The organism is Gordonia sp. YY1 (assembly GCF_009872315.1).
GTDB classification, from domain to species: domain Bacteria; phylum Actinomycetota; class Actinomycetes; order Mycobacteriales; family Mycobacteriaceae; genus Gordonia; species Gordonia amicalis.
In genome coordinates this window covers 14,503-40,711 of the sequence record NZ_WXYI01000005.1, presented here as the reverse complement: position 1 = coordinate 40,711, position 26,209 = coordinate 14,503, and the positions used below count along the sequence as shown (strand labels likewise).

The 26,209-nt window shown below is 64.5% G+C and carries 24 protein-coding genes, 1 tRNA gene and 1 pseudogene; 19 read left to right on the top strand and 7 right to left on the bottom strand.

Translation table 11 applies throughout. The features are described from left to right. Positions 1-45 precede the first annotated feature (45 nt). Positions 46-864 carry an SGNH/GDSL hydrolase family protein gene (locus tag BPODLACK_RS08790; RefSeq protein WP_328721297.1) on the top strand — a complete coding sequence of 273 codons (819 nt, stop codon included), beginning with the start codon at positions 46-48 and terminating at the stop codon, positions 862-864. A gap of 35 nt (positions 865-899) precedes the next feature. On the opposite strand, the gene BPODLACK_RS08785 is transcribed toward BPODLACK_RS08790, so the two are convergent. Further along, a tRNA-Leu gene (locus tag BPODLACK_RS08785) sits at positions 900-973 on the bottom strand. Positions 974-1,050: 77 nt separating this feature from the next. On the opposite strand from BPODLACK_RS08785, the pseudogene BPODLACK_RS08780 reads away from it, so the two are divergent. From BPODLACK_RS08780 to BPODLACK_RS08760, 5 genes and pseudogenes are all read left to right on the top strand, one after another. Beyond that, positions 1,051-2,299: pseudogene (locus BPODLACK_RS08780) on the top strand (oxygenase MpaB family protein). Between the two features lie 99 nt (positions 2,300-2,398). After that, positions 2,399-4,684, top strand: coding sequence for an MMPL family transporter (locus BPODLACK_RS08775; RefSeq protein ID WP_081598168.1), 2,286 nt, complete (start codon positions 2,399-2,401; stop codon positions 4,682-4,684). Continuing rightward, positions 4,641-5,339, top strand: coding sequence for a TetR/AcrR family transcriptional regulator (locus tag BPODLACK_RS08770; protein ID WP_006434373.1), 699 nt, complete (start codon positions 4,641-4,643; stop codon positions 5,337-5,339). The genes BPODLACK_RS08775 and BPODLACK_RS08770 overlap by 44 nt, the downstream gene beginning before the upstream one ends. Before the next feature lie 130 nt (positions 5,340-5,469). Then, positions 5,470-6,333: a Bax inhibitor-1/YccA family protein gene (locus BPODLACK_RS08765; RefSeq protein ID WP_006434374.1), complete on the top strand. Its 864-nt coding sequence runs from the start codon at positions 5,470-5,472 to the stop codon at positions 6,331-6,333. Positions 6,334-6,468: 135 nt separating this feature from the next. Next, positions 6,469-7,029, top strand: a complete 561-nt coding sequence (locus BPODLACK_RS08760) for a DUF6790 family protein (protein ID WP_159405109.1) — start codon at positions 6,469-6,471, stop codon at positions 7,027-7,029. 15 nt (positions 7,030-7,044) lie between these two features. Here the strand turns inward: BPODLACK_RS08760 and BPODLACK_RS08755 are convergent, their stop codons facing one another. Together BPODLACK_RS08755 and BPODLACK_RS08750 are read right to left on the bottom strand one after the other, a co-directional pair. Continuing rightward, positions 7,045-8,268: an acetyl-CoA C-acetyltransferase gene (locus BPODLACK_RS08755; protein ID WP_006434376.1), complete on the bottom strand. Its 1,224-nt coding sequence runs from the start codon at positions 8,266-8,268 to the stop codon at positions 7,045-7,047. A 63-nt stretch (positions 8,269-8,331) separates the two neighbouring features. Further along, entirely contained in the window at positions 8,332-9,279 is a 948-nt protein-coding gene (locus BPODLACK_RS08750; RefSeq protein WP_174324696.1) for an SGNH/GDSL hydrolase family protein, read from the bottom strand. A gap of 79 nt (positions 9,280-9,358) precedes the next feature. Between BPODLACK_RS08750 and BPODLACK_RS08745 the strand changes: the two genes are divergently transcribed. From BPODLACK_RS08745 to BPODLACK_RS08730, 4 genes are all read left to right on the top strand, one after another. Further along, a complete protein-coding gene (locus BPODLACK_RS08745; RefSeq protein WP_006434378.1) occupies positions 9,359-10,753 on the top strand; it encodes a cystathionine beta-synthase in 1,395 nt (464 codons plus the stop codon). A gap of 12 nt (positions 10,754-10,765) precedes the next feature. Next, complete coding sequence (locus BPODLACK_RS08740) at positions 10,766-11,938, top strand: cystathionine gamma-synthase (protein WP_096273686.1); 1,173 nt, start codon at positions 10,766-10,768, stop codon at positions 11,936-11,938. A gap of 24 nt (positions 11,939-11,962) precedes the next feature. Then, the gene (gene ilvA / locus BPODLACK_RS08735) at positions 11,963-13,162 is read left to right on the top strand and encodes a threonine ammonia-lyase (RefSeq protein WP_096273688.1); all 1,200 of its coding nucleotides are present in this window, start codon (positions 11,963-11,965) and stop codon (positions 13,160-13,162) included. A 358-nt stretch (positions 13,163-13,520) separates the two neighbouring features. After that, complete coding sequence (locus BPODLACK_RS08730) at positions 13,521-14,000, top strand: hypothetical protein (RefSeq protein ID WP_157753377.1); 480 nt, start codon at positions 13,521-13,523, stop codon at positions 13,998-14,000. Between the two features lie 8 nt (positions 14,001-14,008). Here the strand turns inward: BPODLACK_RS08730 and BPODLACK_RS08725 are convergent, their stop codons facing one another. Then, a complete protein-coding gene (locus BPODLACK_RS08725) occupies positions 14,009-14,524 on the bottom strand; it encodes an SRPBCC family protein (protein WP_096273692.1) in 516 nt (171 codons plus the stop codon). Positions 14,525-14,707: 183 nt separating this feature from the next. Here BPODLACK_RS08725 and BPODLACK_RS08720 point away from each other — a divergent pair, with 183 nt between their 5' ends. The 3 genes from BPODLACK_RS08720 (at position 14,708) to BPODLACK_RS08705 (ending at position 18,010) form a co-directional block, all read left to right on the top strand. Beyond that, the gene (locus BPODLACK_RS08720) at positions 14,708-15,643 is read left to right on the top strand and encodes a type IV toxin-antitoxin system AbiEi family antitoxin domain-containing protein (protein WP_096273694.1); all 936 of its coding nucleotides are present in this window, start codon (positions 14,708-14,710) and stop codon (positions 15,641-15,643) included. Between the two features lie 194 nt (positions 15,644-15,837). Beyond that, complete coding sequence (locus tag BPODLACK_RS08715) at positions 15,838-16,275, top strand: Ltp family lipoprotein (protein WP_096273697.1); 438 nt, start codon at positions 15,838-15,840, stop codon at positions 16,273-16,275. A 415-nt stretch (positions 16,276-16,690) separates the two neighbouring features. After that, a complete protein-coding gene (locus BPODLACK_RS08705) occupies positions 16,691-18,010 on the top strand; it encodes an IS256 family transposase (protein ID WP_159405108.1) in 1,320 nt (439 codons plus the stop codon). 232 nt (positions 18,011-18,242) lie between these two features. On the opposite strand, the gene BPODLACK_RS08700 is transcribed toward BPODLACK_RS08705, so the two are convergent. Further along, on the bottom strand, positions 18,243-18,611 hold the full coding sequence (locus BPODLACK_RS08700) for a DUF5313 family protein (protein ID WP_159405195.1): 369 nt from the start codon (positions 18,609-18,611) through the stop codon (positions 18,243-18,245). Between the two features lie 219 nt (positions 18,612-18,830). Here BPODLACK_RS08700 and BPODLACK_RS08695 point away from each other — a divergent pair, with 219 nt between their 5' ends. From BPODLACK_RS08695 to BPODLACK_RS08685, 3 genes are all read left to right on the top strand, one after another. Then, positions 18,831-19,964: a tyrosine-type recombinase/integrase gene (locus BPODLACK_RS08695; RefSeq protein WP_159405107.1), complete on the top strand. Its 1,134-nt coding sequence runs from the start codon at positions 18,831-18,833 to the stop codon at positions 19,962-19,964. Next, complete coding sequence (locus BPODLACK_RS08690) at positions 19,961-20,326, top strand: helix-turn-helix domain-containing protein (RefSeq protein ID WP_159405106.1); 366 nt, start codon at positions 19,961-19,963, stop codon at positions 20,324-20,326. Before BPODLACK_RS08695 ends, BPODLACK_RS08690 begins: the two co-directional genes overlap by 4 nt. 305 nt (positions 20,327-20,631) lie before the next feature. Next, complete coding sequence (locus BPODLACK_RS08685; protein ID WP_220455652.1) at positions 20,632-21,783, top strand: Fis family transcriptional regulator; 1,152 nt, start codon at positions 20,632-20,634, stop codon at positions 21,781-21,783. Between the two features lie 71 nt (positions 21,784-21,854). Here BPODLACK_RS08685 and BPODLACK_RS08680 read toward each other — a convergent pair whose 3' ends face one another. Further along, entirely contained in the window at positions 21,855-24,305 is a 2,451-nt protein-coding gene (locus BPODLACK_RS08680; RefSeq protein ID WP_159405105.1) for an ATP-binding protein, read from the bottom strand. Then, positions 24,302-24,475 carry a hypothetical protein gene (locus BPODLACK_RS08675; RefSeq protein WP_159405104.1) on the bottom strand — a complete coding sequence of 58 codons (174 nt, stop codon included), beginning with the start codon at positions 24,473-24,475 and terminating at the stop codon, positions 24,302-24,304. Before BPODLACK_RS08675 ends, BPODLACK_RS08680 begins: the two co-directional genes overlap by 4 nt. A gap of 375 nt (positions 24,476-24,850) precedes the next feature. On the opposite strand from BPODLACK_RS08675, the gene BPODLACK_RS08670 reads away from it, so the two are divergent. The 3 genes from BPODLACK_RS08670 to BPODLACK_RS08660 all read left to right on the top strand — a co-directional run bounded on the left by BPODLACK_RS08670 (position 24,851) and on the right by BPODLACK_RS08660 (position 25,732). Next, entirely contained in the window at positions 24,851-25,126 is a 276-nt protein-coding gene (locus tag BPODLACK_RS08670; protein ID WP_006438783.1) for a type II toxin-antitoxin system Phd/YefM family antitoxin, read from the top strand. Then, complete coding sequence (locus tag BPODLACK_RS08665; RefSeq protein ID WP_006438782.1) at positions 25,123-25,413, top strand: type II toxin-antitoxin system RelE family toxin; 291 nt, start codon at positions 25,123-25,125, stop codon at positions 25,411-25,413. Before BPODLACK_RS08670 ends, BPODLACK_RS08665 begins: the two co-directional genes overlap by 4 nt. Before the next feature lie 103 nt (positions 25,414-25,516). Beyond that, positions 25,517-25,732 carry a hypothetical protein gene (locus BPODLACK_RS08660; protein WP_236577641.1) on the top strand — a complete coding sequence of 72 codons (216 nt, stop codon included), beginning with the start codon at positions 25,517-25,519 and terminating at the stop codon, positions 25,730-25,732. The last annotated feature ends 477 nt before the right edge of the window (positions 25,733-26,209 follow it).

Sequence of the window (26,209 nt, the reverse complement as noted above, 5' to 3'; positions counted from 1 at the left end):
GTGTCGTGACTGCTGTGATTGCCGTGTCCGTCGTCGTGGGGCTCGGTGCCGCTCCGGCGCTTGCCGCGCCGCCGAACGCGGCGCGCAAGACACTCACCTACATCGCCCTGGGTGATTCGCGAGCGGCCAGCCCGACCACGCTCACCCAGGTCCCGGGGGTGCTCGCGTTCGGAGACTGCCTACCCGAACCTGCTCGCGAAGACCATCGGTGCGACGTCATTTCGCACAGTTGCCTGTGCGGGCGCAAAAGGGGAGAACATCACCTCGGTGCCGCAGCTGCGCTTGGATGGAGTCCATCCGCCGCAGATCCAGGCGGTGCGTCCCGACGCGGACCTGATCACGATCTCGATCGGTGCCAACGATGCCGACTGGGGCAACCTCTCGCGCTGGTGCATCGCGCCGATCGAGGGTATGGACTCGCGCTGCCGCACCAATCCCTTCTATGTGAACGGGGTCAACCACGGGCTGCGGGCGCTCGAGGCCGCGATCAACTCGTCGCTCGAGGCTGTCCGTGGGCGGGCACCCGACGCTGCCATCGCAGTGGTCGGTCAGGGTGGGTACTTCGGCGACCGCGGGTGCTATCCGGCCAACCCGGCGAGCGACGCCGACATATCGTTCATCCGGAACAGTTTCATCGGCAGGTACAACACGATCCTGGAGAAGGTGTCCGAGCGTCACGGCGCCATCTTCGTCGACATCCAGAACCAGGTCGTGGGACATGATGCGTGCTCGCGTGACAAGTGGTTCGAGGGCTTCGTGCCGACCAGTGTCTACCTCGGATTTCACCAGAACCTCAAAGGAAATCAGGCCATGGCCCGCCTGATCGCCAGGGTGCTGCCGGAGAACCTGCGCACCTCACGCTGAGTCCGCCGAATCGTCGTCGACGCCTGTGAAACGAGTGCCCCCAGTCGGACTCGAACCGACACTGTGCCGATTTTAAGTCGGCTGCCTCTGCCAATTGGGCTATGGGGGCTTCCCGGTGAGCATAGTCAGGTTCCTTGACCTGCCTCTTCCTTGACCCGCCCACCGCAGCGGGTGATCATCGGAGACATGGACGCGACAGCGGTGACCGGCGCTCGGAACTGGGAGGCTGTCCGGACGCGGCATCCCGAACTCGTCGAACGGCTGGAAGTCGGCCTCTCCCAGGGTGACCCGCTCGCCGACGCGGTGGTCGTCGAGGCCCGCGAACGCGGGATGTCGTTCTCGACATTGGTCGATCTCCTGGAGTCCCACGCGGATCCGGCCGCGCCTGATGATCCCGACCGGATCGAGATGCCGGCGTCGATGCGCCGACTGCTCAGGGCGACGAGCACCCCGCCCACGTGGTTCGACGCGGCAATCGCGGCGTCGGGGGCGCGTGCGTGGTGGCGATTCGGCACCCTGCAATCGTCGACGCTCTATCAGTCGCTGATCTACGGGTACAAGGCGCAGGGTTTCGTGCGGCCCTTGGTCGCCACGGGCCGCCCGGGGCTGGGGACGCGCGATCGGGTGCAGTCCACGGCGCGCTGGGTCGCGGAGGCCACCACGCCCGGAGCGATGTTGCCGGGAAATCCCGGTTGGGTTGCGACACTGCGCATTCGGCTCCTCCACGCGTACATCCGGGACACCCTTCGCCACCCCCATCGCGTCGACGGGGAGGACGCCGCGGGCTGGGATGAAGATGCGTGGGGAGTGCCGATCAACCAGACCTACTCGATGATGACGATCTCGTGCGGGTTCCTGGCTCTGCCGCTGGTGGTCGCGCGTGACTTCGGCATCCACTACAGCAGCGCCGAACGCGAGGCGATCACACCTGTGGCGGTGGATCGGCTGGGTCGTCGGCGTCGACGACGACCTGCTCCCGGTCAGTCACGCCGAGGCGGCCGATCTGTTCCGGGTTGCCGCCGAGTTCGAACTCGAACCGGACGATTCGTCGAAGGTGCTCATCAAGGCGTTGCTCCACGAGGGCTATGACCTCCCCGGCGTCGTGCAGGGCGCGGCGCCGATCCCGGTGCCCGCGGTGCTGGTGTCCGCGCTCGACGTGGTCACGGGTCCCATTCTCCGGTCGTCTTTCTCCGCGATTTCCACCCGGTGGGTGGAGCGTCCGGTGGCCCGCCGCATGGGTTTGCGACGTTCACCGCTTCACCATCTGGTGGACGTCGCGCGTCCGGCGATCCGGTTGCGGGAGATCATCCGTGCCACGGGACTGCTCGGTTCGGAATCGGTGGTCATCGAACGGGAGCTCCGAACGGTGCGTCGTGGAGTCGGTATGAATCGTGCGGCTGCTCACGACCCGCACTCGGTGATCCACGCAGGTTGATCCATTGACCCGGTAAGTTACTGCTGATAACTTAACGCCGTAAAGTCGACCGAGGCGAGGGGGCGCACGGTGGTTCGATTGACACGGCTGATCATCTCGATGCCGAAGAGGGTGCTGCTCGGCGCCTTCATCCTCATCGTGGTGTGTGGTGCGTACGGCGCGACCGCCGCCGAGCATCTGCTGGCCGGCGGTTACAGCGATCCGAACGCGGGCTCCGCAAAGGCCGACAAGGTACTCGACGAGACGTTCAATCGCGGGGGCATCCAGGTCGTCCTCAAGCTCGACGGTCCGGCCGGTGTCGACATCTCGCGTGATCCGACCGCGAAAAGCGTGGCGGACAACGTCATCCGTGAACTCGACGCGAACGAGAACGTGCAGGACCAGATCCTGTCCGTCTGGGCCGACCCGGCGCTCGACTCGGCGCTGGTCAGCCGCGACCGGACGTCGGCGCTGATCATCGTCTCGCTCGAGGGCGGCGAGGATCTGGCTCCCGCCCGGGCGGCGGAGATCGAGGAGGCGTTCACCGGCGAGCGCGACGGGATCTCGATCCGCGTCGGCGGCCAGGCGCTCGTGTACTCCCAGGTCAACGAACAGACCGCGTCGGACCTGTTGATGGCCGAGGCGATCGCCATTCCCATCACCTTCATCGTGCTGATCTTCGTCTTCGGTGGGCTCATCGCCGCGGCGATTCCCGTCGGCATCGGCATCGTCTCGATCATCTTGACCTTCGCGCTGCTGCGGGTGATCGGTTCGATCACCGACGTCTCGGTGTTCGCGCTGAACCTCACCACCGCAATGGGTCTGGCGCTCGCGATCGATTACACGTTGCTGCTGCTCACGCGCTACCGCGAGGAGGTCGAGCGGGGACGCGACCGCCCCGACGCGATCGTCCGGACCCTGGCCACCGCGGGCCGCATCGTGGCGTTCTCGGCGGTGACGGTTGCGCTCTCCCTGAGTGCGTTGGTGCTGTTCCCGCAATACTTCCTGCGCTCGTTCGCCTTCGCCGGGCTGGGCGTCGTGGCCGTCGCGGCCCTCTCCGCGCTCATCGTGACCCCGGCCGTGCTGATGCTCCTCGGCGACCGGATCGATGCGCTCGACGCCCGCAAACCCGCGCGCCGTCTGCTGCGTCTGCAGCCGTCGCAGCCTCGTGAACCGGAGGACACCTGGTGGTACCGCCTCGTCCAACGGGTCCTACGCCATGCGCTCCCCGTCGCAGCCGTCGTCACCATCTTCCTGTTGGTCCTCGGCGCACCGTTCCTGTCACTCAAGATGGGCTTCCCCGACGACCGCGTGCTGCCGGAGTCCGCGAGTTCGCACGCCATCCAGCAGGAGATCCGCGACGACTACGAGGTCGACCTCTCCTCGGCGGTCACCGTCGTCGTACAGGGGCCGGTGGGGCAGCAGTCACTCGCCGCGTACACATCGGCGCTGTCGCAGGTCGACGACGTCAATTCGTCGGGATCGTCGGCCGGGACCTTCGTCGAGGGTCAGGCGGTCGCGCCCGGCAGTCCCGACGACAGTCGCGGCGACGTCCACATCCTCAACGTGTCGACCGACCGGGACCCGACCAGCGATGCCGGCATCGGGCAACTCGACGACCTGCGCGCGGTCCCCGCGCCGAACGGTACCGAGATCCTCGTCACCGGGCTTGCGGCGACCACCGATGACACCGTCGGCTCGATCTACGCCCACCTGCCCTGGGTGCTCGCGCTCATCGCGATCGCCACGTTCGTCCTGCTGTTCCTCTTCACCGGCAGCGTGGTCCTCCCGCTGAAGGCGCTGGTCCTGAACATCCTGTCGCTGTCGGCGACCTTCGGCGCGATGGTGTGGTTCTTCCAGGAGGGGCACCTCGGCGGCCTCGGCACCACGGCCACCGGGACGCTGAACGCGACCATGCCGGTGCTGCTGTTCTGTGTGGCGTTCGGTCTCTCGATGGATTACGAGGTCTTCCTGCTCGGACGCGTGCGCGAGGAATGGCTGAAGTCCGATCGCACCCGCGCGGCCAGCGATCATGCCGTGGCACTGGGCCTTGCGCGCACCGGTCGGGTGATCACCGCGGCGGCCCTGCTGATGAGCATCGTGTTCGCCGCGATCGCGGCCTCGGAAGTGTCATTCATGCGTATGTTTGGGGTGGGGCTGGCCCTGGCGGTGCTGATGGACGCGACCCTGGTCAGGATGTTCCTGGTGCCCGCGTTCATGCGCCTCGCCGGACGCGCCAACTGGTGGGCGCCGGCACCGCTGAGGAAGCTCCACGACCGCTTCGGTCTGTCCGAGGAAGTGTCCGAGGACGACCCGCCACAACCACACCGGATACAGGAGAAGAACCGAGCGCAGGAGAACAGTGACGACACGCAGACGGGCGAGATCACCTCGCGGAGCAGGTGAGATCCTCGCCGAGGAGATCATCGAGGCCGCGGGCGAGCTGCTGGTCGAGCACGGTGACGACACGGGCATGTCTATCCGGGGGGTCGCCACTCGCGTCGGCGTCACGCCACCGTCGATCTACCTGCACTTCGCCGACAAAGACGCCCTTCTCGACGCCGTGTGCGCCCGCTACTTCGAGCGCCTCGACGATCAGTTGGCCTCCGCGGCCGAAGGCATAGACGATCCGCTGGAGCGGGCGCTGCAGCTCGGCCTCGCCTACGTCCGGTTCGCCGTCGCGACCCCGGTGCTCTATCGCGTGGCCTTCGGGAAACCAGCCGACGCCGCGCATCCGTCCAAGGTCGACCAGGTGCTGGCCGCCAGCGCCTACACCCGGTTCGTGGACACGGTCACCGAACTCGCCGACGAGGGGTTGTTCGGCCGCGACGACGTGAACGACGTGGTCCTCGAACTGTGGGCCGCCGCGCACGGCATCGCATCGCTGATGCTGTCCAAACCCGGACTGGGTTGGGGGGACGATTTCCAGCGCGCCGAGTCCATGCTCAAGGCAGTGTGCCTCGGACGTGCGGTGATGTCCGCTCACACCGACTGCGGGGACCCCGAGACCGCGCGGACATGGCTGGCGACCCTGCGGCCTCGGCAGCACGAGAGGCAGTGATGAACGACAAGATGGTCAAGGGCCGGTAAAGTCGGATTCGACACGGTCACTCTTGTCGTCCCGTCAGGGAACTCACAGGAATGGCTCGACGTTGAGACGGTATAGATCCGTACCGATTAAGGAGCGCTTCGTGCGAGAGAGCAGCAATCCGGTGATGCGCGGCGTGGTCCGCGACAATCAATCCGGGTACGCGGGGTTCGGGGCCGGCACGGCCGGCACCGGCGTCGCGATGAACAAATACGGTCAGGCAGCTGACCCTTACACCCAGGCGCCGCCCGCCACCCGGCAGCTCACCATCGACGACGTGGTCACCAAGACCGCGATCACTCTGGGCGTCCTGACCGTCGTCGCGGTCGCGACCTACTTCGGCATCAGCAGCCGGGCCACCGAGTCCGCTCAGGTCAGCCTCGCGCTGCCGCTGATGATGGTCGGTGCGATCGGCGGTCTCGTCCTCGTCCTGATCGCGAGCTTCGGCCGTAAGCAGGACAACCCGGCCATCGTGCTCGCCTACGCGGCATTCGAGGGACTGTTCGTCGGTTCGATCTCCTTCGCCTTCGCGAACCTGGTCGTCGGCGGCGACATCTCTGCCGGAGCCCTGATCGGACAGGCGGTTCTCGGTACGTTCGGCGTGTTCTTCGGCATGCTGTTCGTGTACAAGATCGGCGCCATCCGCGTCACGCCGCGCTTCACCCGCATGCTGTTCGCCGGCATGATCGGTGTGCTCGTGCTGATGGTCGGCAACCTGGTGATCGGCCTGTTCACCGGCGAGGCCGGTGTCCTGCGCGACGGCGGTCCGATCGCGATCATCTTCTCGCTGGTCTGCATCGCGTTGGCGGCGTTCAGCTTCCTGCTCGACTTCGACTCGGCGGACCGTCTCATCCGCGCCGGCGCGCCCGACCGCGCAGCATGGGGCGTCGCCCTCGGCCTGACCGTCACCCTGGTCTGGCTGTACGTCGAGATCCTGCGCCTGCTGAGCTACTTCAACTCGGACTAGTTCCGACGCGGCGGTCCCGCATCCGATTCACAACGAACCCCACACCCGCGCCGGTGTGGGGTTCGTTGTCGTCTGTGCGGAGGAAATAGATGTCAAGTGGGCATCCGCGGACAAGAGCTGTGCCGACCATCGGGGATGGTGTTTTTTCTGATTCAGCTCGCGTTGATGATCGTCGGCGCGATGGTGCACATCCTGGCGGACCGGTCGGCGCGTCGACGCACCATCGGCCGCAACGCAGAACTCGTGCTGCTGTGGGTCCTCGTACCCGGCGGAGTGTTCGGCGTCTTCGCCGGCTTCGGGCACGTCGGACCGAATGCCCCGGAGATCGCCAAGGACATCGGACCGGACTTCATCCCGTCGATGTTCCAGTGGGAGCTCGGGTGGAACGACATCGCCGTGGGGTTGATCTGCCTGCTGACGTTCCGGATCCGCAACCGCGGCGGATGGCTCGACGCCGCGGTGTGGGCGCTGGCGATCAGCTACGGCGGCGACCTCGCCGGGCACATCTCGCAGTACTACATCCACGACAACACGGCGACGAACAACGTGTGGGCCATCCCCGCCGAGATCTACATCGTCGGCGGGACCGTGATCGCGTGGGCCGTCTATCGACGAACAACCCCTCGCAGCGTCGCGGTCCTGGGACCGAACGCGGCGAGGGGCGTCGAAGAGCGAGAGGAGACCTCGGTCAGTTGAGGCACTGCGCGCGGGTCAGCTGAGGCGCTCGAGAACCATGGCCATACCCTGACCGCCACCGACGCACATCGACTCGATGCCGAAGGTCTTGTCATGGGTGCGGAGGTTGTTGAGCAGGGTGGTCGTGATCCGTGCACCGGTCATACCGAACGGGTGGCCGAGAGCGATCGCGCCGCCCGAGACGTTCAGCTTGTCGTGGTCGATGCCGAGTTCGTTCGCCGAGCCGAGCACCTGGACGGCGAAGGCCTCGTTGATCTCCACGAGGTCGATGTCGGACAGCGACATCCCGGAGATCTTGAGCACCTTGCGGATCGCCTCGATCGGACCGAGGCCCATGATCTCGGGTGACAGGCCGGTGGCGGCGGTGGCGACGACGCGCGCCAGCGGCGTCAGGCCGAGTTCCTTCGCCTTGGTGTCGCTCATGATGACCAGCGCGGCGGCACCGTCGTTGAGCGGGCAGGCGTTGCCGGCGGTGATGGTGCCGTCGGGTCGGAAGACCGGCTTGAGCTGCGAGATCTTCTCGTACGTCGTACCCGCGCGCGGGCCGTCGTCGGTGGTGACCTGGGTGCCGTCGGCCAGGGTGACCGGTTCGATCTCGCGGGCGAAGAAGCCGGACTTGATGGCCGCTTCCGCGCGGTTCTGACTGAGGACGCCCCAGCGGTCCTGGTCCTCACGCGAGATGCCGGTGAAGCTCGCGACGTTCTCGGCGGTCTGGCCCATCGCGATGTAGACGTCGGGGATGAGTCCGTCCTGGCGGGGGTCGTGCCAGATCCCGGCGTCGCCGGCGGCGGCGAGTTCGGTGCGCGCCATCGCGTCGTCGAAGAGCGGGTTCTTGGAGTTCGGGGCACCGTCGGCACCGCCGGAGATCCCGAAGCTCGACACGCTCTCGACGCCGCCGGAGATGATGACGTCGGCCTCGCCGGCCTTGATGGCGTGCAGCGCCATACGTGTGGTCTGCAGCGACGACGAGCAGTAGCGGTTGACCGTGACGCCGGGGATGTGGTCGTAACCGAGTTCGACGGCGATCACGCGGGCGATGTTGTTGCCGCCCTGACCGCCCGGCTGGCCGATGCCCCAGTGGATGTCCTCGATGTCGGCCGGGTCGAGTTCGGGCACCTTCGCGAGGGCCGCCTCCACCATCTGGCGGGACAGGTCGTCGGGACGGACGTCTTTGAGGGATCCCTTGGCGGCGCGGCCGATCGGGGAGCGGGCGGTGGAAACGATCACTGCTTCAGCCATGCGCCCACGCTACCCCAACCAAGCAGATGCTTGGTTTGATGGGGTGGTAGATCACATCTGCCGTCACACCTGCTTGAGCAGGCGTCGGAGTCCGGTGGCCACGCGCGACTCCTCCACCGCCGGGGATTCCTCGGGAGGTTCGGGTAACGGTGCCGAACCCCACTCGCCGATGGCGTCGAGGACCGGTGGCATCAGGATGTCGGCGGCCAGCGCGTATCCCGCCGCCGAGGGGTGGTATTGATCCGGGGACAGCATGAAATCGAGCTGGGCCCGGAATTCCTTGGCCATCAGGTCGGCGAGCGGAACCGACCGCCCACCCGCGGCACGGACCGCCGCGCGTTGGGCCGCAGCCAAACGAAGGCCCCACTGCCGCAACACTGTTCGCAGCGGCTGCGGGATGGCGGTGATGACGCCGAAGTCGGGGCAGGTGCCGACGACGACCTTCGCGCCGCCGCCGACGAGCAGTCGCACGGCGTCGCCGAGTCGGCGAGCCGACGCGCGGATGCCGTTGCGGGACGTCACGTCGTTCGCGCCGATCAGGATGATCGCGACATCCGGCCGTTCGTGGGCGATGAACATCGCGTCGATCTGGGCGGCCAACCCCTTCGACGTCGCGCCGACGATGGCCTTGTTGGCGTAGCGGACGGTCTTGCCGGTCTCGGCCGCGACTCGTCGTGCGACCTGCACACCGGGCGTCTCGTCGGCCGTGTCGACACCGAGTCCGGCCGCGGTGGAATCGCCGAAGACGGTCAGGAACAGGTCGACCGCAGTGTCGCGGGTGTACCGCGTCACCCGGCCGTCCGGGTGATAGACGCCGTCGCCGTCGGGGGCGTTGTCGGTGCGGTGCGGGATCACGGTGCGGGCCGTCGCGGCCTGACCGTTGAGGTAGTTCCAGACCGCCCATCCGGCACTCGCTCCGGCCGCAGTGGCTGCCGCCGTGGCGCCCACGTCGCGGCAGACCCGGCCCCAGGCCCAACTGTCGGCACCGACCTTGCGACTCCAACCGGACACGGCCGCCAGTCTAGAGGTCGACGGCCGGGTGTCGGTGGCCGAGTGTCGGGGACCACGACGGTTCTGGGACCATGGACTCATGCGCATCGCCAATCACGTTGTGGACCTGGTGGGCAACACCCCTCTGGTCAAGCTGAATTCCGTGACCTCGCCCGGATCCGGGCTGGTCGCGGCCAAGGTGGAGTACCTCAATCCCGGCGGGAGCAGCAAGGACCGCATCGCGGTCCGGATGATCGACGCCGCCGAGGCCTCCGGTGAACTCAAGCCCGGCGGCACCATCATCGAGCCGACGTCCGGCAACACCGGAGTCGGTCTCGCACTCGTCGCGCAGCAGCGCGGATACAAGTGTGTGTTCGTCTGCCCGGACAAGGTCGGCGAGGACAAGCGCAACGTGCTGCGTGCCTACGGTGCCGAGGTCGTCGTGTGCCCGACCGCCGTGCCGCCGGAGCACCCCGACAGCTACTACAGCGTCTCCGATCGTCTGGTTCGCGAGATCGAGGGCGGATGGAAGCCCAACCAGTACGCCAACCCGGCCGGCCCGCAGAGTCACTACGAGACCACCGGCCCGGAGATCTGGGCCGACACCGACGGGAAGGTCACGCACTTCGTGGCGGGCGTCGGCACCGGCGGCACCATCACCGGCACCGGGCGCTACCTCAAGGAGGTCTCCAACGGTGCGGTGAAGGTCATCGGCGTCGACCCCGAGGGGTCGGTGTACTCCGGCGGGACGGGACGCCCGTACCTCGTCGAAGGCGTCGGTGAGGACTTCTGGCCGGCCGCCTACGACCCGGAGATCCCCGACGAGATCATCGCGGTCTCCGACGCGGACTCCTTCGACATGACCCGCCGCCTCGCCCGCGAGGAAGGGCTCCTCGTCGGCGGTTCCTGCGGTATGGCCGTCGTCGCGGCCCTGCAGGTCGCCGAGCGCGAGGGGCCCGACGCCCTCGTCGTCGTACTCCTACCGGACGGCGGACGCGGCTACATGGCCAAGATCTTCAACGACGAGTGGATGAGCAGCTACGGCTTCCTCCGCACCCCGCTGGACGCCAACGCCAAGGAGTCGCTGGTCGGCGACGTGCTGCGCGGCAAGACCGGTGCTCTGCCCGACCTGGTCCACACCCACCCGCAGGAGACGTTGCGCGACGCCATCGAGATCCTCCGCGAGTACGGGGTGTCCCAGATGCCGGTCGTCGGCGCCGAACCGCCGGTCATGGCCGGCGAGGTCGCGGGTGCGGTCACCGAGCGCGACCTGCTCAGCGCCGTCTTCGAGGGACGCGCCAGCCTGGCGGACCCGGTCTCGGCGCACATGGGAGATCCGTTCCCGCTCATCGGTTCCGGTGAGCCGATCAGCGCCGCCACCAAGGCGCTCGGCGACAGCGATGCGCTGATGGTCGTCGAGGACGGCAAGCCCATCGGCGTCATCACACGCCACGACCTGCTCGCGTTCGTCTCGAGCCACCCGATCGTCGGATAGGAGCACACCACTGTGAGTGAACGACGCAGCGCCGCGGATTCGGTTCGCTGGCAAGGTTTCTCGACCCGCGCCATTCACGCCGGATACGACCCGGATCCCCAGACCGGCGCGGTGAACGTGCCGATCTACGCCAGCTCGACCTTCGCCCAGGACGGCGTCGGTGGACTGCGCGACGGATTCGAGTACGCCCGCACCGGCAACCCGACGCGACGAGCGCTGGAAGCCAATCTCGCCGCACTCGAACACGGAACCTACGGTCGCGCTTTCGCGTCCGGTATGGCCGCCACCGACTGCCTGCTGCGTTCGACGCTGCGTCCCGGTGACCACCTGGTGATCCCGAACGACGCCTACGGCGGAACCTTCCGACTCATCGACAAGGTGTTCACCCAGTGGGGCATCACCTATTCGGTGGCACCGGTGTCCGACGTCGCCGCGGTGCGCGACGCGATCCGTCCCGAGACCAAGCTCGTCTGGACCGAGACACCCACCAACCCGCTGCTCAACGTCGGCGACATCGAAACCCTCGCCGCCATCGCGCACGAGGCCGGCGCGAAGCTCGTGGTGGACAACACCTTCGCCTCCCCGTACCTGCAGCAGCCGCTGACCCTCGGCGCCGATGTCGTCCTGCACTCGACCACCAAGTACCTCGGTGGTCATTCCGATGTCGTCGGTGGTGCGCTGGTCACCGACAGCGAAGAGCTCGACGAGGCGTTCGCCTTCCTGCAGAACGGGGCCGGTGCGGTTCCCGGACCGTTCGACGGCTACCTCACGATGCGCGGCACCAAGACGCTCGCCGTCCGCATGGATCGCCACTGCGACAACGCCGAGAAGGTCGTCGAGTTCCTGAGCTCGCACGACAAGATCGACGCCGTCCTGTACCCGGGACTCGAGAACCACCCGGGACATGCGGTCGCCGCCAAGCAGATGAAGCGCTACGGCGGCATGGTGTCGGTGCTGGTCAAGGGCGGCATCGAAGAGGCCAAGCAGTTGTGCGCCCGCACCGAGGTCTTCACCCTCGCCGAGTCGCTGGGCGGCATCGAGTCGCTGATCGAACACCCCGGCGCGATGACCCATGCGTCGACCGCCGGCTCGTTGCTGGAGGTCCCGGCCAACCTGGTTCGTCTGTCGGTGGGCATCGAGGACATCGACGACATCCTGGGCGACCTGGAGAACGCGCTGCGCTGACAGCCAGCGGTTGATACCGGCCCAATGCTGCTCACATCTGCAGACATCGAGAAGGCGACCGCCGAGTTGTCCGGCGTGATCCGGCGGACGCCGGTGATCGCGTCCCGCGTGCTGTCCGAGCGAAGCGGGGCCGACGTCTGGCTGAAGTGCGAGAACCTGCAGCGAACAGGCTCGTTCAAGCCGCGGGGTGCCTATCTGCGGATCTCCCGGTTGTCCGCCGACGAGCGGGCACGCGGCGTCGTCGCAGCGAGTGCGGGCAACCATGCGCAAGGGGTCGCCTGGTCGGCAACCGAGCTGGGCACCACCGCACGGGTGTACATGCCGACCGGCGCGTCGTTGCCGAAGATCGCGGCGACGAAAGCCTATGGCGCCGAGGTGGTTCTGGCCGGTGAGACGGTGGACGACGCACTCGTCGAGGCCCAGCGGTACGCGGACCGGACCGGTGCGGTGCTGATCCATCCGTTCGATCACCTCGACATCGTCGCCGGTCAGGCCACGGTCGGGACCGAGATCCTCGAGCAGATGCCCGATGTCACGACCATCGTCGTCCCCCTCGGCGGCGGCGGTCTGCTCGCCGGAGTCGCGGCCGCGGTACGGGCGTCGAGGCCAGACGTCCGAGTCATCGGCGTGCAGGCGGCCCAGGCCGCGGCATGGCCGACGTCGCTCGCGGCGACGCGTCCGGTGCCCGCGGCGTCGATGAACACCATGGCCGACGGCATCGCCGTGGCCCGGCCGGGCGACGTCCCGTTCGAGCACGTCACAGAGTACGTCGACGAGGTCGTGACCGTCAGCGAGGAAGAACTCAGTACGGCGCTCCTGCTGATGCTCGAACGGGCGAAGATGGTCGTCGAACCCGCGGGCGCGGCAGGTGTGGCCGCCGCGGTGGGCGGCACGCTCGACCTGTCGGGAAAAGTGTGTGTCGTGTTGTCCGGCGGCAACATCGACCCGTTGCTGCTGCGCCACGTGACCACTCACGGCCTCACCGCCGCCGGGCGATTTCTCACCTTCACCGCCACCGTCTCCGACCGCCCGGGCGGACTTCTCGCGCTGCTCGAACTGCTCCGCGACCAGGGTGCGAGCGTCATCGACATCGTGCACTCACGCGTCGCCGACGACCTCTACCTCGGCGAGGTGCAGGTGACCGTCAGCGTCGAAACGCGTGGGCCTGATCACCAGCACGACGTCCGACGCGCGTTGAGCGAGGCCGGTTTCCTGCGGGGATAGCTCGGCGAGGTTGTGGATGGGCCGTATGCCTGTGCAAGCTCCTCGTCGTCGGGCTTCGTGCGCACTTACCTTGCCGTGCATGGGAAGACGTTCACACTCATCCGAGTCGGCATGGGGACCTGAGCACGCGGAGCGGATTCGGGCGGATCTGTATGAGAGCTGGCGGTGGCTCAGGCGTACGTGCGAGACGCTGCTCGAAGAACTCGAGTCCCTCGACGGGCCTGTCTGCCAAGAGCACCATGCGCGTCGGTCGCTGTTGGTAAACGGGATGCCGCGACTGAAGATGACGAGGGATGCGGCGGAGTATGCCACGCGGACATTGCCGTACGTGCCCCTGACGTGGGTGGAGAGGTCGGCGATGCCGGTGCTGACGGGAGCCGGCGATTCCTATGATGCCGCCGACCTCTGGGACATTCTCGACTTGGTCGAGCGCGACGACGCCGGCTTTGTGCTCTTCGAGGAGTCGGCCGGACGCCATCGCATCGACGAAACCATTGCCGGACGGGCGCACGACATGTCGATCGACGGGCTCTATTGGCATTCCGCGAACGTGGTCTTCGAAGAGCTACCAGACGAGAGGTTCGATGGGATGGTCATCCACTTACTGACCAGGGACCGGGGACTGCGCCGCGACCATGCCGCGACGCAGCGTCGTCCCTTGGTGGTCGAGGCAGAGGCCAATCTCCTGCTCTTGGCGCCGCTAGGCGTGGAGCTACAGGTGGATTCGGTTCCTGTCCGCTTGGTGGCAGCACTCATCGACGAGGTCGGGATCGACGAGTCGGTAGCCCTGCACCTGGAAGTGCTGAACGAGCAGACCCGGACCGTTTTCGCTGCGTGAATCCGCGACTACGCCGCCGACGGGAGATGCGCGAAGTACTTCAGCGTGTCCGCTTCGATCGTCTTGTACACGGTCGACGACGCCGGCCCGGAGAACGCGGTGACGGCCTTGGACTTGGTCGGCAACTCGAGTGCGAAGGTCCACCGCAGGCGACAACCGACGTCGGCGGGGTCGATCTGAGTGGCCTCACCGAAGCGGCGGATGCCCGGGACGTTGGCGCTCTTGACCCGAAATGCGTTGTGGTACCGGCCTGCTTCGGCGTCCTCGGTCCAGTGGAAGAAGTCTTCCTGGAGCGTCACGTACCCCGGACCCAGGACGGCCTTGCGGGTGGCGCCTGCGCCGTAGGGCGGCGGAGAGGTGAATTCGATCGACTTGATCGCCCGACACCAGTCGAGGGTGTTCTGGCGAGTGAACTCAGCCCATGCGCGCTGCGGCGTGACGGGCAGTCGGACGTCGATCACGTGGCGCACGGGTGCGTCGTCGAAGAAGTCGAGGTCGAAGGTCTCCAGCGAATGGGGTGCCATGCGCCCATTGAAGCATCGACGTCTCGGTCCCACAGGCGCTTCCGCGATGGGACAGGCGAACCTCAACCCGATTCCCAGACTTCGATCGAAGTCTGCCAGTCGAGTTGAGGTTCGCCGGTCAGAGTGCCGGAGAGATCCGGCCACGAAAGTGAACCAATCGCCGGCGCGCTGCGTCCAAGAGATATGACTGTCTTCCCGACCGACCCCTACGGACTCATCCGACGCGAGGCGACCCTCCGGCTGGGCATCTCCGACGACGTCGTCGCGGCGGCGGTGCGCCGGGGCGAACTCGTCAGGCTTGCTCCGGGTGTCTGCGCCATGGCGGACTCCGATCCCGAATCCAACACGAATGAGGCCGATCTCTACCGACTCAAGTCGATCGCCGTTGCCACCTCTGCTCGTGATCGGGACACATCGACGCTGAGTCATGACTCGGCGGCGGCCGTCCATGGACTGTCGCTGCTGCATCCCGAGCGTGAGGTCGTTCATCTAACCAAGACACGCGAGCGCGGTGGTTTCGTGCGCGGCCATCGCATCGTCCATGCCGGTCCGCTGTCCCCGGACCACGTCGCCTCCGTCGACGGTGTTCAGGTGACAACCCTCGAGCGCACCGCGGTCGATGTCGCCATGAATGGGGACTTCGCACAAGCTCTGGTCGTTTTCGACGGTGCCCTCGCTCGGAAAGCCGACCTCGCCACGATGACGACGATCCTCGAATCTCGTGGACGATGGCGTGGAGTGGGCACGGCACGGCGCGCCCTGTCGCTTGCCGACGCCGCGTCGGAGAGCGTCGGCGAATCATGGAGTCGGGCTCAGATGATCGTGGCCGGGCTGCCGATGCCGCGCCTGCAGCACACGTTCCAGACGAGCGAAGGGCCTGCGCGTGCCGACTTCGATTGGGAGGCAAAGCTCGTCGGTGAGTTCGACGGCCTGCATAAGTACGGCCGGTTGCTGCGTCCGGGGGACACGCCACGTGATGCGCTGATCCGAGAGAAGCGCCGCGAGGACGCCCTCCGCGCGCAGGGGATCATGGTGGTCCGCTGGACGTGGGCGACGCTCGAGCGCGGCGAGTTGGTCGGTCTGCTCCGCCCGTGGCTGGATGCGCTCGCGGCTGCGTGACCGGTGGACCTCAGTTCGACGTGCAGACGTCGGTCGAAGTCTGCACGTCGGACCGAAGTCGACGTGATTGCCGGTCAGACTGGAACCATCTGATCGGATGACACTGTGCGCCAACGTTTTTGTCGTACCCCCGTGACACCTTGCTATCAGACACGGTTCCGCTTCCCAGAACCGTGAGCAGAGAAGGAAAAACGATGAGCAACCCCCAGAAGAAGAGATGGCCGTGGGCGGCAGGCGTCCTGGCGGCGTTCGTGATGATGATCGGGGTCATGGCCGGCTTCGGCACGAGCGTCTCCCCGCAGGCATCGCCGAGCGTGCAGGCTCCCGTGATCAAGCTCGTGTCGGAGAAGTCAGACGCGGTCGCCATGGCGAGGGAGTACCTTGCGTACAGCAGTTTTTCGAAGTCTGGGCTGATCGGCCAGCTCGAGTTCGAGGGCTTCTCATACTCGGACTCGTCCGCCGCCGTCGATCAGCGCGAGGTCGACGGTGAGGTGAATTGGTATGTACAGGCAGCAAAGTCTGCCCGTCAGTACCGCGAGTATTCCCCGTTCTCCAGGCAGGGACTGATCGAACAGTTGGAATTCGAGGGATTCACCAATCAGCAGGCGGTTTACGGAGCTGACCACAGCTAGCGGAACACATCTGTTCTGTCTCTGACGGTGTTACCGATATGTCTCGGAATTGAGTGTGATCGTCGCGCATTCGCCCACGATTCCTCCGAGCATACGACGCCGCGGAACTGTCAGACCTGTTGTGCAGAATGACATTTGAGCGGGCCGCTTCCCGGTCCGCATGTGAAAGAGGAACGAAATGACCGACCCCCAGAATCCCCAGGCCGGACAGGCCTATCCGGGACAGTCCCAGCCCGGACAGGCCCCCTATCCGGGACAGCCCTATGGGCAGCCCCAGTAGAGCAATGATCAGAACCTGTGGATGACCCTCGGTGAGGGGGCGTTGAAAGTGGGCGCACCTTCCCGAGGATGATCTGAATATCCGAAGGTCCGATCATGAGCCGGCGTTGGCGCGCTGGTTCGGGAAGGTACGCCCATGCTCACCGTAGTTCACGATGCCACCGAGGCCACTGAAAGCACCGGCGGTGCCGGTCGGTCGTTATTGGACGAGATCGTCCGCGACGGCGCCCGGCAGATGCTGGCTGCAGCACTCAAAGCCGAGGTCGCCGCCTACGTGGCCCAGTTCGCCGACCAGCTCGATGAGGACGGCCATCGGTTGGTGGTCCGCAACGGCTACCACCAGCCGCGTGAGGTGCTGACCGCGGCCGGCGCGGTCAAGGTGAAGGCGCCGCGGGTCAACGACCGCCGCGTGGACCCCGATACCGGTGTGCGGCAGCGGTTTTCCTCGGCGATCCTGCCGGCGTGGGCACGTAAGTCTCCGCAGATGAGTGAGGTGTTGCCGCTGCTGTACCTGCATGGGCTGTCCAGCGGCGACTTCACTGCGGCGTTGGAGCAGTTCCTCGGCTCGGGTGCGGGGTTGTCGGCCTCGACGATCACCCGGCTGACCGCGCAGTGGCAGGACGAAGCCGCGGCGTTCGGGCGCCGTGATCTGTCCGGTACCGACTACGTCTACCTGTGGGTCGACGGCATCCACCTCAAGGTGCGCCTGGAGCAGACCAAACTGTGCCTGCTGGTGATGATTGGCGTGCGTACTGATGGCCGCAAGGAGCTGGTGGCGATCACCGACGGGTATCGGGAGTCCACCGAGTCGTGGACCGACCTGCTACGCGACTGCAAACGCCGCGGGATGACTGCCCCGGTGCTGGCCGTGGGCGATGGCGCCCTCGGGTTCTGGAAGGCGGTCCGCGAAGTGTTCCCAGCGACCCGTGAGCAGCGGTGCTGGTTTCACAAGCAGGCCAATGTCCTTGCCGCACTGCCTAAGTCGGCACATCCGTCGGCGTTGGCGGCGATCAAGGATATCTACAACGCCGAGGACATCGACAAGGCACAGGTCGCGGTCAAGGCATTCGAGGTCGACTTCGGCGCCAAATACCCCAAGGCCGTCGCCAAGATCACCGACGACCTTGACACCCTGCTTGAGTTCTACAAGTACCCGGCCGAGCATTGGATTCACCTGCGCACGACCAACCCGATCGAAAGCACTTTCGCCACGGTGCGACTTCGGACCAAGGTCACCAAGGGGCCTGGATCACGCGCGGCCGGGATTGCCATGGCCTACAAGCTGATAGACGCCGCACAAGCCCGCTGGCGGGCCGTCAACGCCCCGCATCTGGTCGCCCTGGTCCGTGCCGGCGCGGTCTTCCACAAAGGCAAACTGCTCGAACGGCCCACCGACATCACCCCACCGCAACCGCCTTCAAACGGTGACGAGCGCACCGGAACGGAGGTCGCCTGAAACACCCCGATCCACAGGTCTTGACAATTTCTCGTGAACCAAGCGTGACCGATGGGGACTCTGGAGCAGTCTGCGACCTGAGTCGAGAGATGTGGAGCACGCAATGGCGGATGCGGCGGAGCAACTCGCCAAACTCCTTCAATATGGCGGGTGCGACTTCGACATCAAGCTCAAAGAATGAAATTCCGCCGACTTTATCGGCGGCGCCTCAGTTGGTTTGTAGGTATTCTTGCTACTCGTGCCCATAGTCGCGTTTGTACTCTTCGCGCTCTTTACGAGCGCCGCGGCGAGTCCGATTTACCAGCATGGGATCGAGTCCATGCTCCTGCATGCGAAACCGGCGATACACATAGTCCAGGGCGACTGCGAAGTACACCAGTGGTATCAGAATGTATATCATCATGACAATTGATATCCATATGGGCCCTGGCACTAACAAGAACAATAGAAGTAAGGGGACGGCAGGAATTGTCCAACGCATTAAGTATCTTGCGTCAGCCCCTGGTCCTGTTAGGTCATGAAGAACCCACTCCTGCATGTCGTCGGGTAGTCGACCACCCAGGTTGTACCACAACCATTGACGGAAAGATGGCTTCGTCATCATGACACCCCACCTGCGGAAATGTCATAATTACTATTATCGTCTAAAAAAGAGGACGAGTTCAAACAGATGCGAGGACTCGTCCCAGCGGATCTTGAATGAAACCGCAGGCCGCATGGCATGGCGGCATCGCATCGACGGCTGTGGCAATCGCCGATTGCGCAGATCAGCATCTGTTAATGCAAACAGATGAGAGATTCTCGCGTTACACTTGCGTTCATGCAGAGCGTTCCGGGGCGGTTGCCAGAGTTTCTGTCGAGCGGTGTCGTCGGTCTACTGCGGCCTGAGGACCGCGTCTTCGAGGCGATGCTGGATGGCTGGCGAGCCCAGATGCTGGCCCGTGGACTCGGTGTGCCATTCATCCGGTCATCGTGCAGCCTGGTGTCCCGCTTCCAAGAGCACTCCAACGAGTACCCGTGGGCCTGGCAACCGATCCACGTCGATGAGTTCCTGGCTGATCGACGAACCGGGCCACAATCCGTCTCGGTGTCGACTCTGCGCGCGAACGCCGGCACGATCAGGGCCTTCTGCTATTACGTCACTGACGAAAGGTATGGGTGGGCTGCGTTCTGCAGCAAAGTATTTGACGACGTTCCCGCCCAAGTTGTGTTCGAGTGGAACACGCCGCGTCACAAAACCGATGACGCGATTCCGGCGGACCGGCGCAGCTTCACTCAGGCCGAGTTGCAGACGTTCTTTGATGCCTGCGATGACCTCGTCGATCGAGAGTTTGCCAAAGGCTCGAAGCGCTGGCTCCCACTGTTGCGAGACTCCACTGCGTTCAAGGTGTGCTACGCCTACGGTTTGCGCCGTCGGGAACTTTCTATGCTCGACTACCACGACTTTGGCCCAAATCCGCACGTAGACAAGTACGGCCGTTATGGCGCTGTTCAGGTCCGCTACGCCAAAGGTATGTCGGGGTCGGGACCGCGCCGTCGCACTGTTCTCACGGTGCCTGAGTTTGACTGGGTGGTCGATCTTCTTGATCATTGGCTCTCGCCGCAGGGCCGCGAACAATTCACCACAGCGGACCGCTCGGCTTCGTTGTGGCCGTCGGAACGCGCCGGCGCCACGGGCATCCGCAACTTCAATCGCACTTTCATGACGGTCCGCGAACTGGCTGGGCTACCGGCAGAGTTGAAGATGCATTGCCTGCGCCATTCCTACGTCACTCATCTCCTTGAGGCCGGATACGATCCGATGTTTGTCCAGCAGCAGGTCGGCCACGCCTACTCATCCACGACCGCGCTCTACACTTCGGTCTCGGCAGACTTCAAACAAAAGACCATCCAACGGATGATTCAGCAACGAATCGTCACACGTGACGAAAAGGATACAGGGAAGGGCAAGTGAGCGAACAACGTCGGGTCGGTTATCACTGGAATCTTCGCCAGCGGATGGCTGATCACAACCTCTGGAAGACAACGGAACTCATCCCGTTGCTCAAGTCCCGCGGTATCAACTTGTCGAATGCTCAGGTCCACCGACTTGTGACCGGCACACCGGAGCGGATCCCTGCTCGCACGTTCGCCGCGTTGTGTGACATCCTTGAATGCACGCCTAACGATCTGTTTGAGCCGTACGTGGAGATGCGTGCTGCAGCTACGGCTGACGCACCAGCCAGCCCAGCGGATCTCGGCATGGGTGAGAAGCGCTCCGTTGCCCGCAGAATCCGCGTCGTCCGCGGTGATGACGGCGATGGCAAGACCACGTAAACCCGAAGACCCGCAGCGATGGGAAGTCCCGTGCGACCGATGCGGTGAGCACCGAGAATGTGTCGTCACCTGGCAAGGGCCTCGGGGTGTGCGGCTACTGCTACCAAGCAGCCAAACGCACTCGGGGTGTGTGCCCGTGCGGTCACGATGGAGTGCTACCAGGAATTATCGATGGCCAACCGGCGTGCCGCAAATGCACTGGTATCAAACTCAACGTCGACTGCGTTGAGTGCGGCGCCGAGGAGGAACTCTACGCACAGGGGCGCTGTTGGCGATGCGTTCTGGGATCGACCGTCGACCGACTGTTGACGAATCCAGAGACCGGTGTCATCAACGATGAGCTGAAACCCTTTGCGGCTGCGCTGAAGTCGATGAAACGGGCCAACAGTGGTCTGACCTGGATTAACCAAGAACATGTCACAGCGTTCCTCAACGAGTTGGCTCGCACGACGCTCGCTTCCCATGACGTCATCGACCAACTCCCCCGATCGCGCACCCGAGAATACGTCCGAGAACTCCTGATCGCACATCAGGTCTTGCCGCCCAGGGACGGACTACTTCACCGTTATATCGATTGGTCGAACGACGCCCTCGACCGCCTGAAATCGGCGGAACATCGCGAGATCGCTAACCGCTACATACGCTGGCACCACCTGCGGCAGATGCACTCTATGGATTCGGTGTCGCACGGCACGTTCCTACGGTCGAAGCAGACCGTCACTGTCACAATTGAATTCCTCAACTGGCTCACCGACCGCGACGTCTCGATCGGCGACCTATCCCAAGCGGATCTAGACTCGTGGCAGGCCGACGGTCCGAGCACGCGAGAGTTCGCCATTCGATTTCTTGCGTGGGCGATCAAGACCAAGCTGGTCGCCGCGGACCTCACAATGACACCACATCGACGTGGCACGAGCTCGAAAATGAGCGCTGAGGGCCAGCGAGATGCTGTCGACCGCATTACGTCAAACCAACCAGCACTGAATCCAAGGGACCGAGCTGCCGCGATCCTGGTGCTCGTCTTCGGCCAGCAGATCGACCGTGTCGTCAAACTCACTTGGGACCACCTCATGGTCTCAGACGTACTCGTGACCGTTACACTCGGCGACATCGCCATAGTTCTGCCGGCCCCGCTCGACGAGCCATTCCGCTACCTCGCCGGAGAACGCGACCTCGCGAATACCGCCGCACATCCCTCCACGAACTGGGTATTCCGCGGCTACATCCCCGGCAAACACATCAATCCAACTCACCTCCGGAACCGGCTGAAGGCGACGTTCAGCACCCGCGCAGCGCGACTCGGCACCCTGCACGAACTCACGAAGCTCGCACCTGCCGCGATACTCGCCGACACTCTCGGGTACTCCCCTGCAACCATCGAGCGACACGCCGTGGCTTCGGCCGCGACCTACGCCAGGTACGTGTCGGTTCTCGACGAACAGATTGACCTAGCGTAAGTAGCTCAGATCGATATCCGGTCGACTGCAAAGGAGGCAATGCCGCCATCGCGTGGCTGTCGAGCCATTGTCTATTTCTTCCGGAGATTCACGTTGAAGTCCCCGCAAGAGCATCGGAGTTCTTCTTCCTTTCCTGGGATGCCAAGAACATAGATCCACCCGCCGCACGCACCGTTGCTACAGGTGAAAAGTTCGAGGAATTGTTTGCAAGCTTCTACAACTGGTATGAAGTCTGCTTTCGTCATAGTCGCCCAGTCATTGTTGTGGACGAGGGCGTTGATTGCCCAGTTCTCTCCGTCCTGGGCGAGCATCGCCTTCGCTCGCTCGTCTTTCAGCGTTTCGACCTTCTGTTTCGCTGCGTCGTTGTTCCACGAGTTCGCTGAGGCGGTGGCCTTCTTGAGTAGATCTCCGTGCCGGCCTTTGACTGCAGAGAAGAAGGATGAGAGGTCGTAGTTGTTATCGGCGCGGAACACGACCTGGCCTTGGATGCTCGCAGCGACATCGGCCAACGACGACTCCAGATTGCGCCGTAGCTTGTGAGCAGCGCCAGGAACATCGTCGCTGGCAAGGTCGGCGTCGATCTGAGTCCAGAAGTCGCCACCTTGCCCGTAGAACGGACCCCCATCAACGGTCCAGCCGTGGAATCGAGCGAGCGAACGTCGAGCGATGAGACCCGAGGACTGCATTTGGCGCGCCCAAACCTCATCATGGGTCGTCATGATGAATTGGACGTCGGGGAAGACGTCTTTAAGCAGCTTGCAGAACTGTCGTCGGTGGTTAGCGTCCACGGAGGTTACGACATCGTCAAGGACGGCGAGTCGGAAGTCCGATTTGAGGAGCTGCCGGATCAACGCCAGGTAGAGGCAGACGCCCATACCGTCCTGGTGGCCCTCGCTGTGGTACGCCATCGGTGGGAACATGCCGAGTCCGTAGAAGTCGACTTCGAGGTCGAGCTTCCCAGCGGTCGCTGACAACCCTGCTTTGAAGGATGATTCGTCGTCGGAGTTGATCTGCCGATAGAAGTTACTGAAGTCGGCCTCGACGGTCTTGTAGAGCGTCGTCAGTGCCGCGTCTGCCACAGAGTTGTACTTCTCGTAGACCGCGTTCGCCGCTTTACGAGCTGCGGTTGCCTTCGTTGCTTTCGCTCGCGCTTGGCGAAGTTGTGTCCAACGGTCTTGGGCGACTGTGAGGAATGCTCGCGCGGCTTCAGTCGAGGTCTGGTCTGGCAGTGCTTCGATCGTCGCTCGAAGCGCCTTCAGCCCATCATTGATCGGCGACGGAGTGTCCAAGGGATCGTTGGTGAGGCGCTCGGACTCATCACGGATCGAGTCGATTGTCGCGAGCTTCGCCTCGAACGCGGCAAGGTCGTTCGACCAGTCCAACAGGGACGCCTGCAACGCGGACTGTCCCGTCGTGACAGCGTGCGGCTGCGCTGCCTGGATCAAGGACCGCACGCCGCGAAGCTGCCCGGCCACCTTGCCCGCCGCGGTCTGGATGCGTTCCTGGAGCTTCGCGGCTGTCTCGGATCGAGTGAGCTTGTCGTTCAGATGTTGTCGCAGCGATGTGACGTCGGGCCACTCCAGGTCGCACAGCGGGCAGGCCGTACTGATCACCAGTGGCAGCCCGGCCTCGACCAGTTGGCGATGCTTGAGCGCGTCAAGAACTGCGGGATCGGCCTCGAGTTCAGTTAGCGCGGTGACGAGGTCGCTGACAGCGGTGTCGAGGTCCTTGTGCTCGGTCACATAGCTGGTGACGGCTTCGATGTCCCGGATGGCCGATGCCCGGTTGAAGGTGCTTTGACGGTCTTCGGTCTTGGTTCCGGCGCTGAGGTCGGTCTCAAGATTGGTTGCTGACAGCAGCTCCAGGCCGAGCACTTCACGCTTCTTGTTGACTGCCACCGTGACCTCGCTCGGCAGCAGATCGGTGATGTCGAGACCGCGTTTGACGGCGTCCTCTGCGGACTTCACTGCGTCGTCGGCGCTTCTGGCGGCAGTGCTCGTCTTGTTGCGGGCCGTGTTGAGTAGGCGACGAGTCTCGTCGATGCGGTCGAGCTTGAGGAGAGCCTGTACCTCTTGGGCGCGTTTCCCGGGCTCTGTGTTGACGTACTTGATGACTTCGCGTCGAGACAGGATCAGTTCAGGATGACGTGCAGCCCATTCGACGGCTGCGACGAGTTCGGGAGTCTTGGGCTCCAGGGTGAACTGGGCTGCGGTTTTCACGCTGCGAGTGAGAGTGCCGGTCTGTCCGCTGGCTGGGTGTGTGAAGGTCAGGGTGACGCTTGCAGCGGCTGGGTTGTCGCGCTGGTGCACGTGCGGCGCGTGCTTCGCGACGGAGATGCCGCCCGTGCCGGCTCCGCTGAGGCGAGCGACGTTGCCAGTCAATGCGAAGTCGATGGCGTCAACCACTCCGCTCTTTCCTGATCCGTTCGGGCCGACCACGACGAAGGGGCTGCTGTCCATGCTGAGATCGAGGTCGCGAATGCCGCGGAACTCTTTGATGCGGAGCTTCTGAACCTGGATCATAGTGTTGATTCGCCGCTCGCATTGGTGTACAGCCCCACAAGTTGATCCTGTTTCGGCAGCTTGTCCGCCGCCAAGAGCGTCGCAAGTCTCGTGGTGACGTCGGGCGGCACATCATCGATAGTGGCTAGTTCAGCCAGGAAGGTCTCCAAGACTTCAGATTCGATGCTCATCACTGCACGTCCTTGCTAATGATCACGGCGGAGTTGCTTGCCGCCAACCAATTTGAGCTTTGACTATATCTTCGACGGATGGCCGACTGCGGCCACTTCGACACAGTCCTGGCGCGTCCTCGCGAAACAGATTTTGTTTCCGACACCACCTAACACTCCTCCCCCATGCTTCCGTGAGTGCAAGGTGGAGGAGTCGATTGTTGTCGTCAGCGGAGGTCCGCGAGTGCCCGCCGTTCACTGCTGGCCACCGAAGCTTTGAGGACGCAACCGCCTACCCCCGACGGCACGCTCAAAGGTACTCGTCCCACTTCAACACGTCCCGTTACCAGTTAGTCTGGCTATCGCCAGGCCAGTTTAACGGCTACACTGGACGGCATGACGACAGTGCCACTGGGTGAAGCCAAGGACAAGCTCTCCGCGCTGGTCGACAGCGCCGAAACCACGCACGACATCATCACGATCACCAAGCACGGCAAACCCGCCGCGGTACTGATGTCGGCCGACGATCTCGAATCGCTGCACGAGACGATCTACTGGCTCTCACGTGCCGGTGTCCGCGACGACGTCGCTACCGCCGACGCCGAGTACGCCGCCGGCCACACCGTCTCCATCGACGACCTGCGCGCCGAACACGGCATGCCGCCGAAATGAGCGACGCTCCGACAGACTCGCCCGCCCCGTACCGGGTCGAGGTCGCATCCCCAGCTCGCCGCGACCTTCAACGCCTTCCATCCCGGATCGTCCACGCCGTCATCGAATTCATCTCCGGACCTCTCGCTGGTAACCCGCACCGGCTCAGCAAGCCGCTGCGCAACGACCTCGCCGGCCTCCACAGCGCCCGACGCGGCGACTACCGCGTCCTGCTCCGCATCGACGACCCGAACCACACCATCGTTGTCGTCAGAATCGACCACCGTGCCCACGCCTATCGCACCTAACTGACTGTGGCAATGCATACCTGGACGAAGGAGAGAATGTCGTGAACGACCCCGGGAACACGCTCGATCAGGCTATCGACCAGCTCTACGACCCCATCATCGCTTGCAACGCCAGGCGCTCGACATCGAGCGCGATTACCGTGACCTCGCCCAACGCGACGATCTTGCCGTCGACACCCTCGGCGCACCGACCACGCCCGCCGAAGCGATCGCTAGCATCACCGAAGCCCTCGCATCGCTCCGCGACACGCTCCGCGCTGCCGAAGAACACCAAGCCGCCGCCAAACGCCACGCAGCACGCCTCTACATCGACCGCTAGACCTGTCAGATCTCGACTCAGACCCGCGTCCTCAGCCGGTGAGTAATCCCGTCGGTTCCTCTGCCGCTCGATGCTCGCCGGCCACAGTTTCCGCTAAGGCCTCCACCGGAACCAGCCCCGGAAGATCGCCGTCGAGTCGCCACGGCGGGCGACTGAACGACGCCCACCACGCCGTGCACAGCCCCGCCGACGGGTCGTCTTCCCAGCGAATACGCAACGTGGACCTTACCACGGTTCCGCCGGTCCGATAAGGAAACTCAAACACCGTCGTATGGCCGACCTCCGCCGCAGGAACAACACATCGGACCTCAGATGTACCCATACCGTCGAATCCCCCTGCCTCCCCAATAGACCCGTTTCCAATCCCCACCCATCCGAGTAATGCCGCTCGACAACCGCCAGACAGCTCGGACACAAGCACAATCACGGCGTGATCCAAAAAGGTTACAGCGCAAAGGGTCACAGCACCCGCGCAAG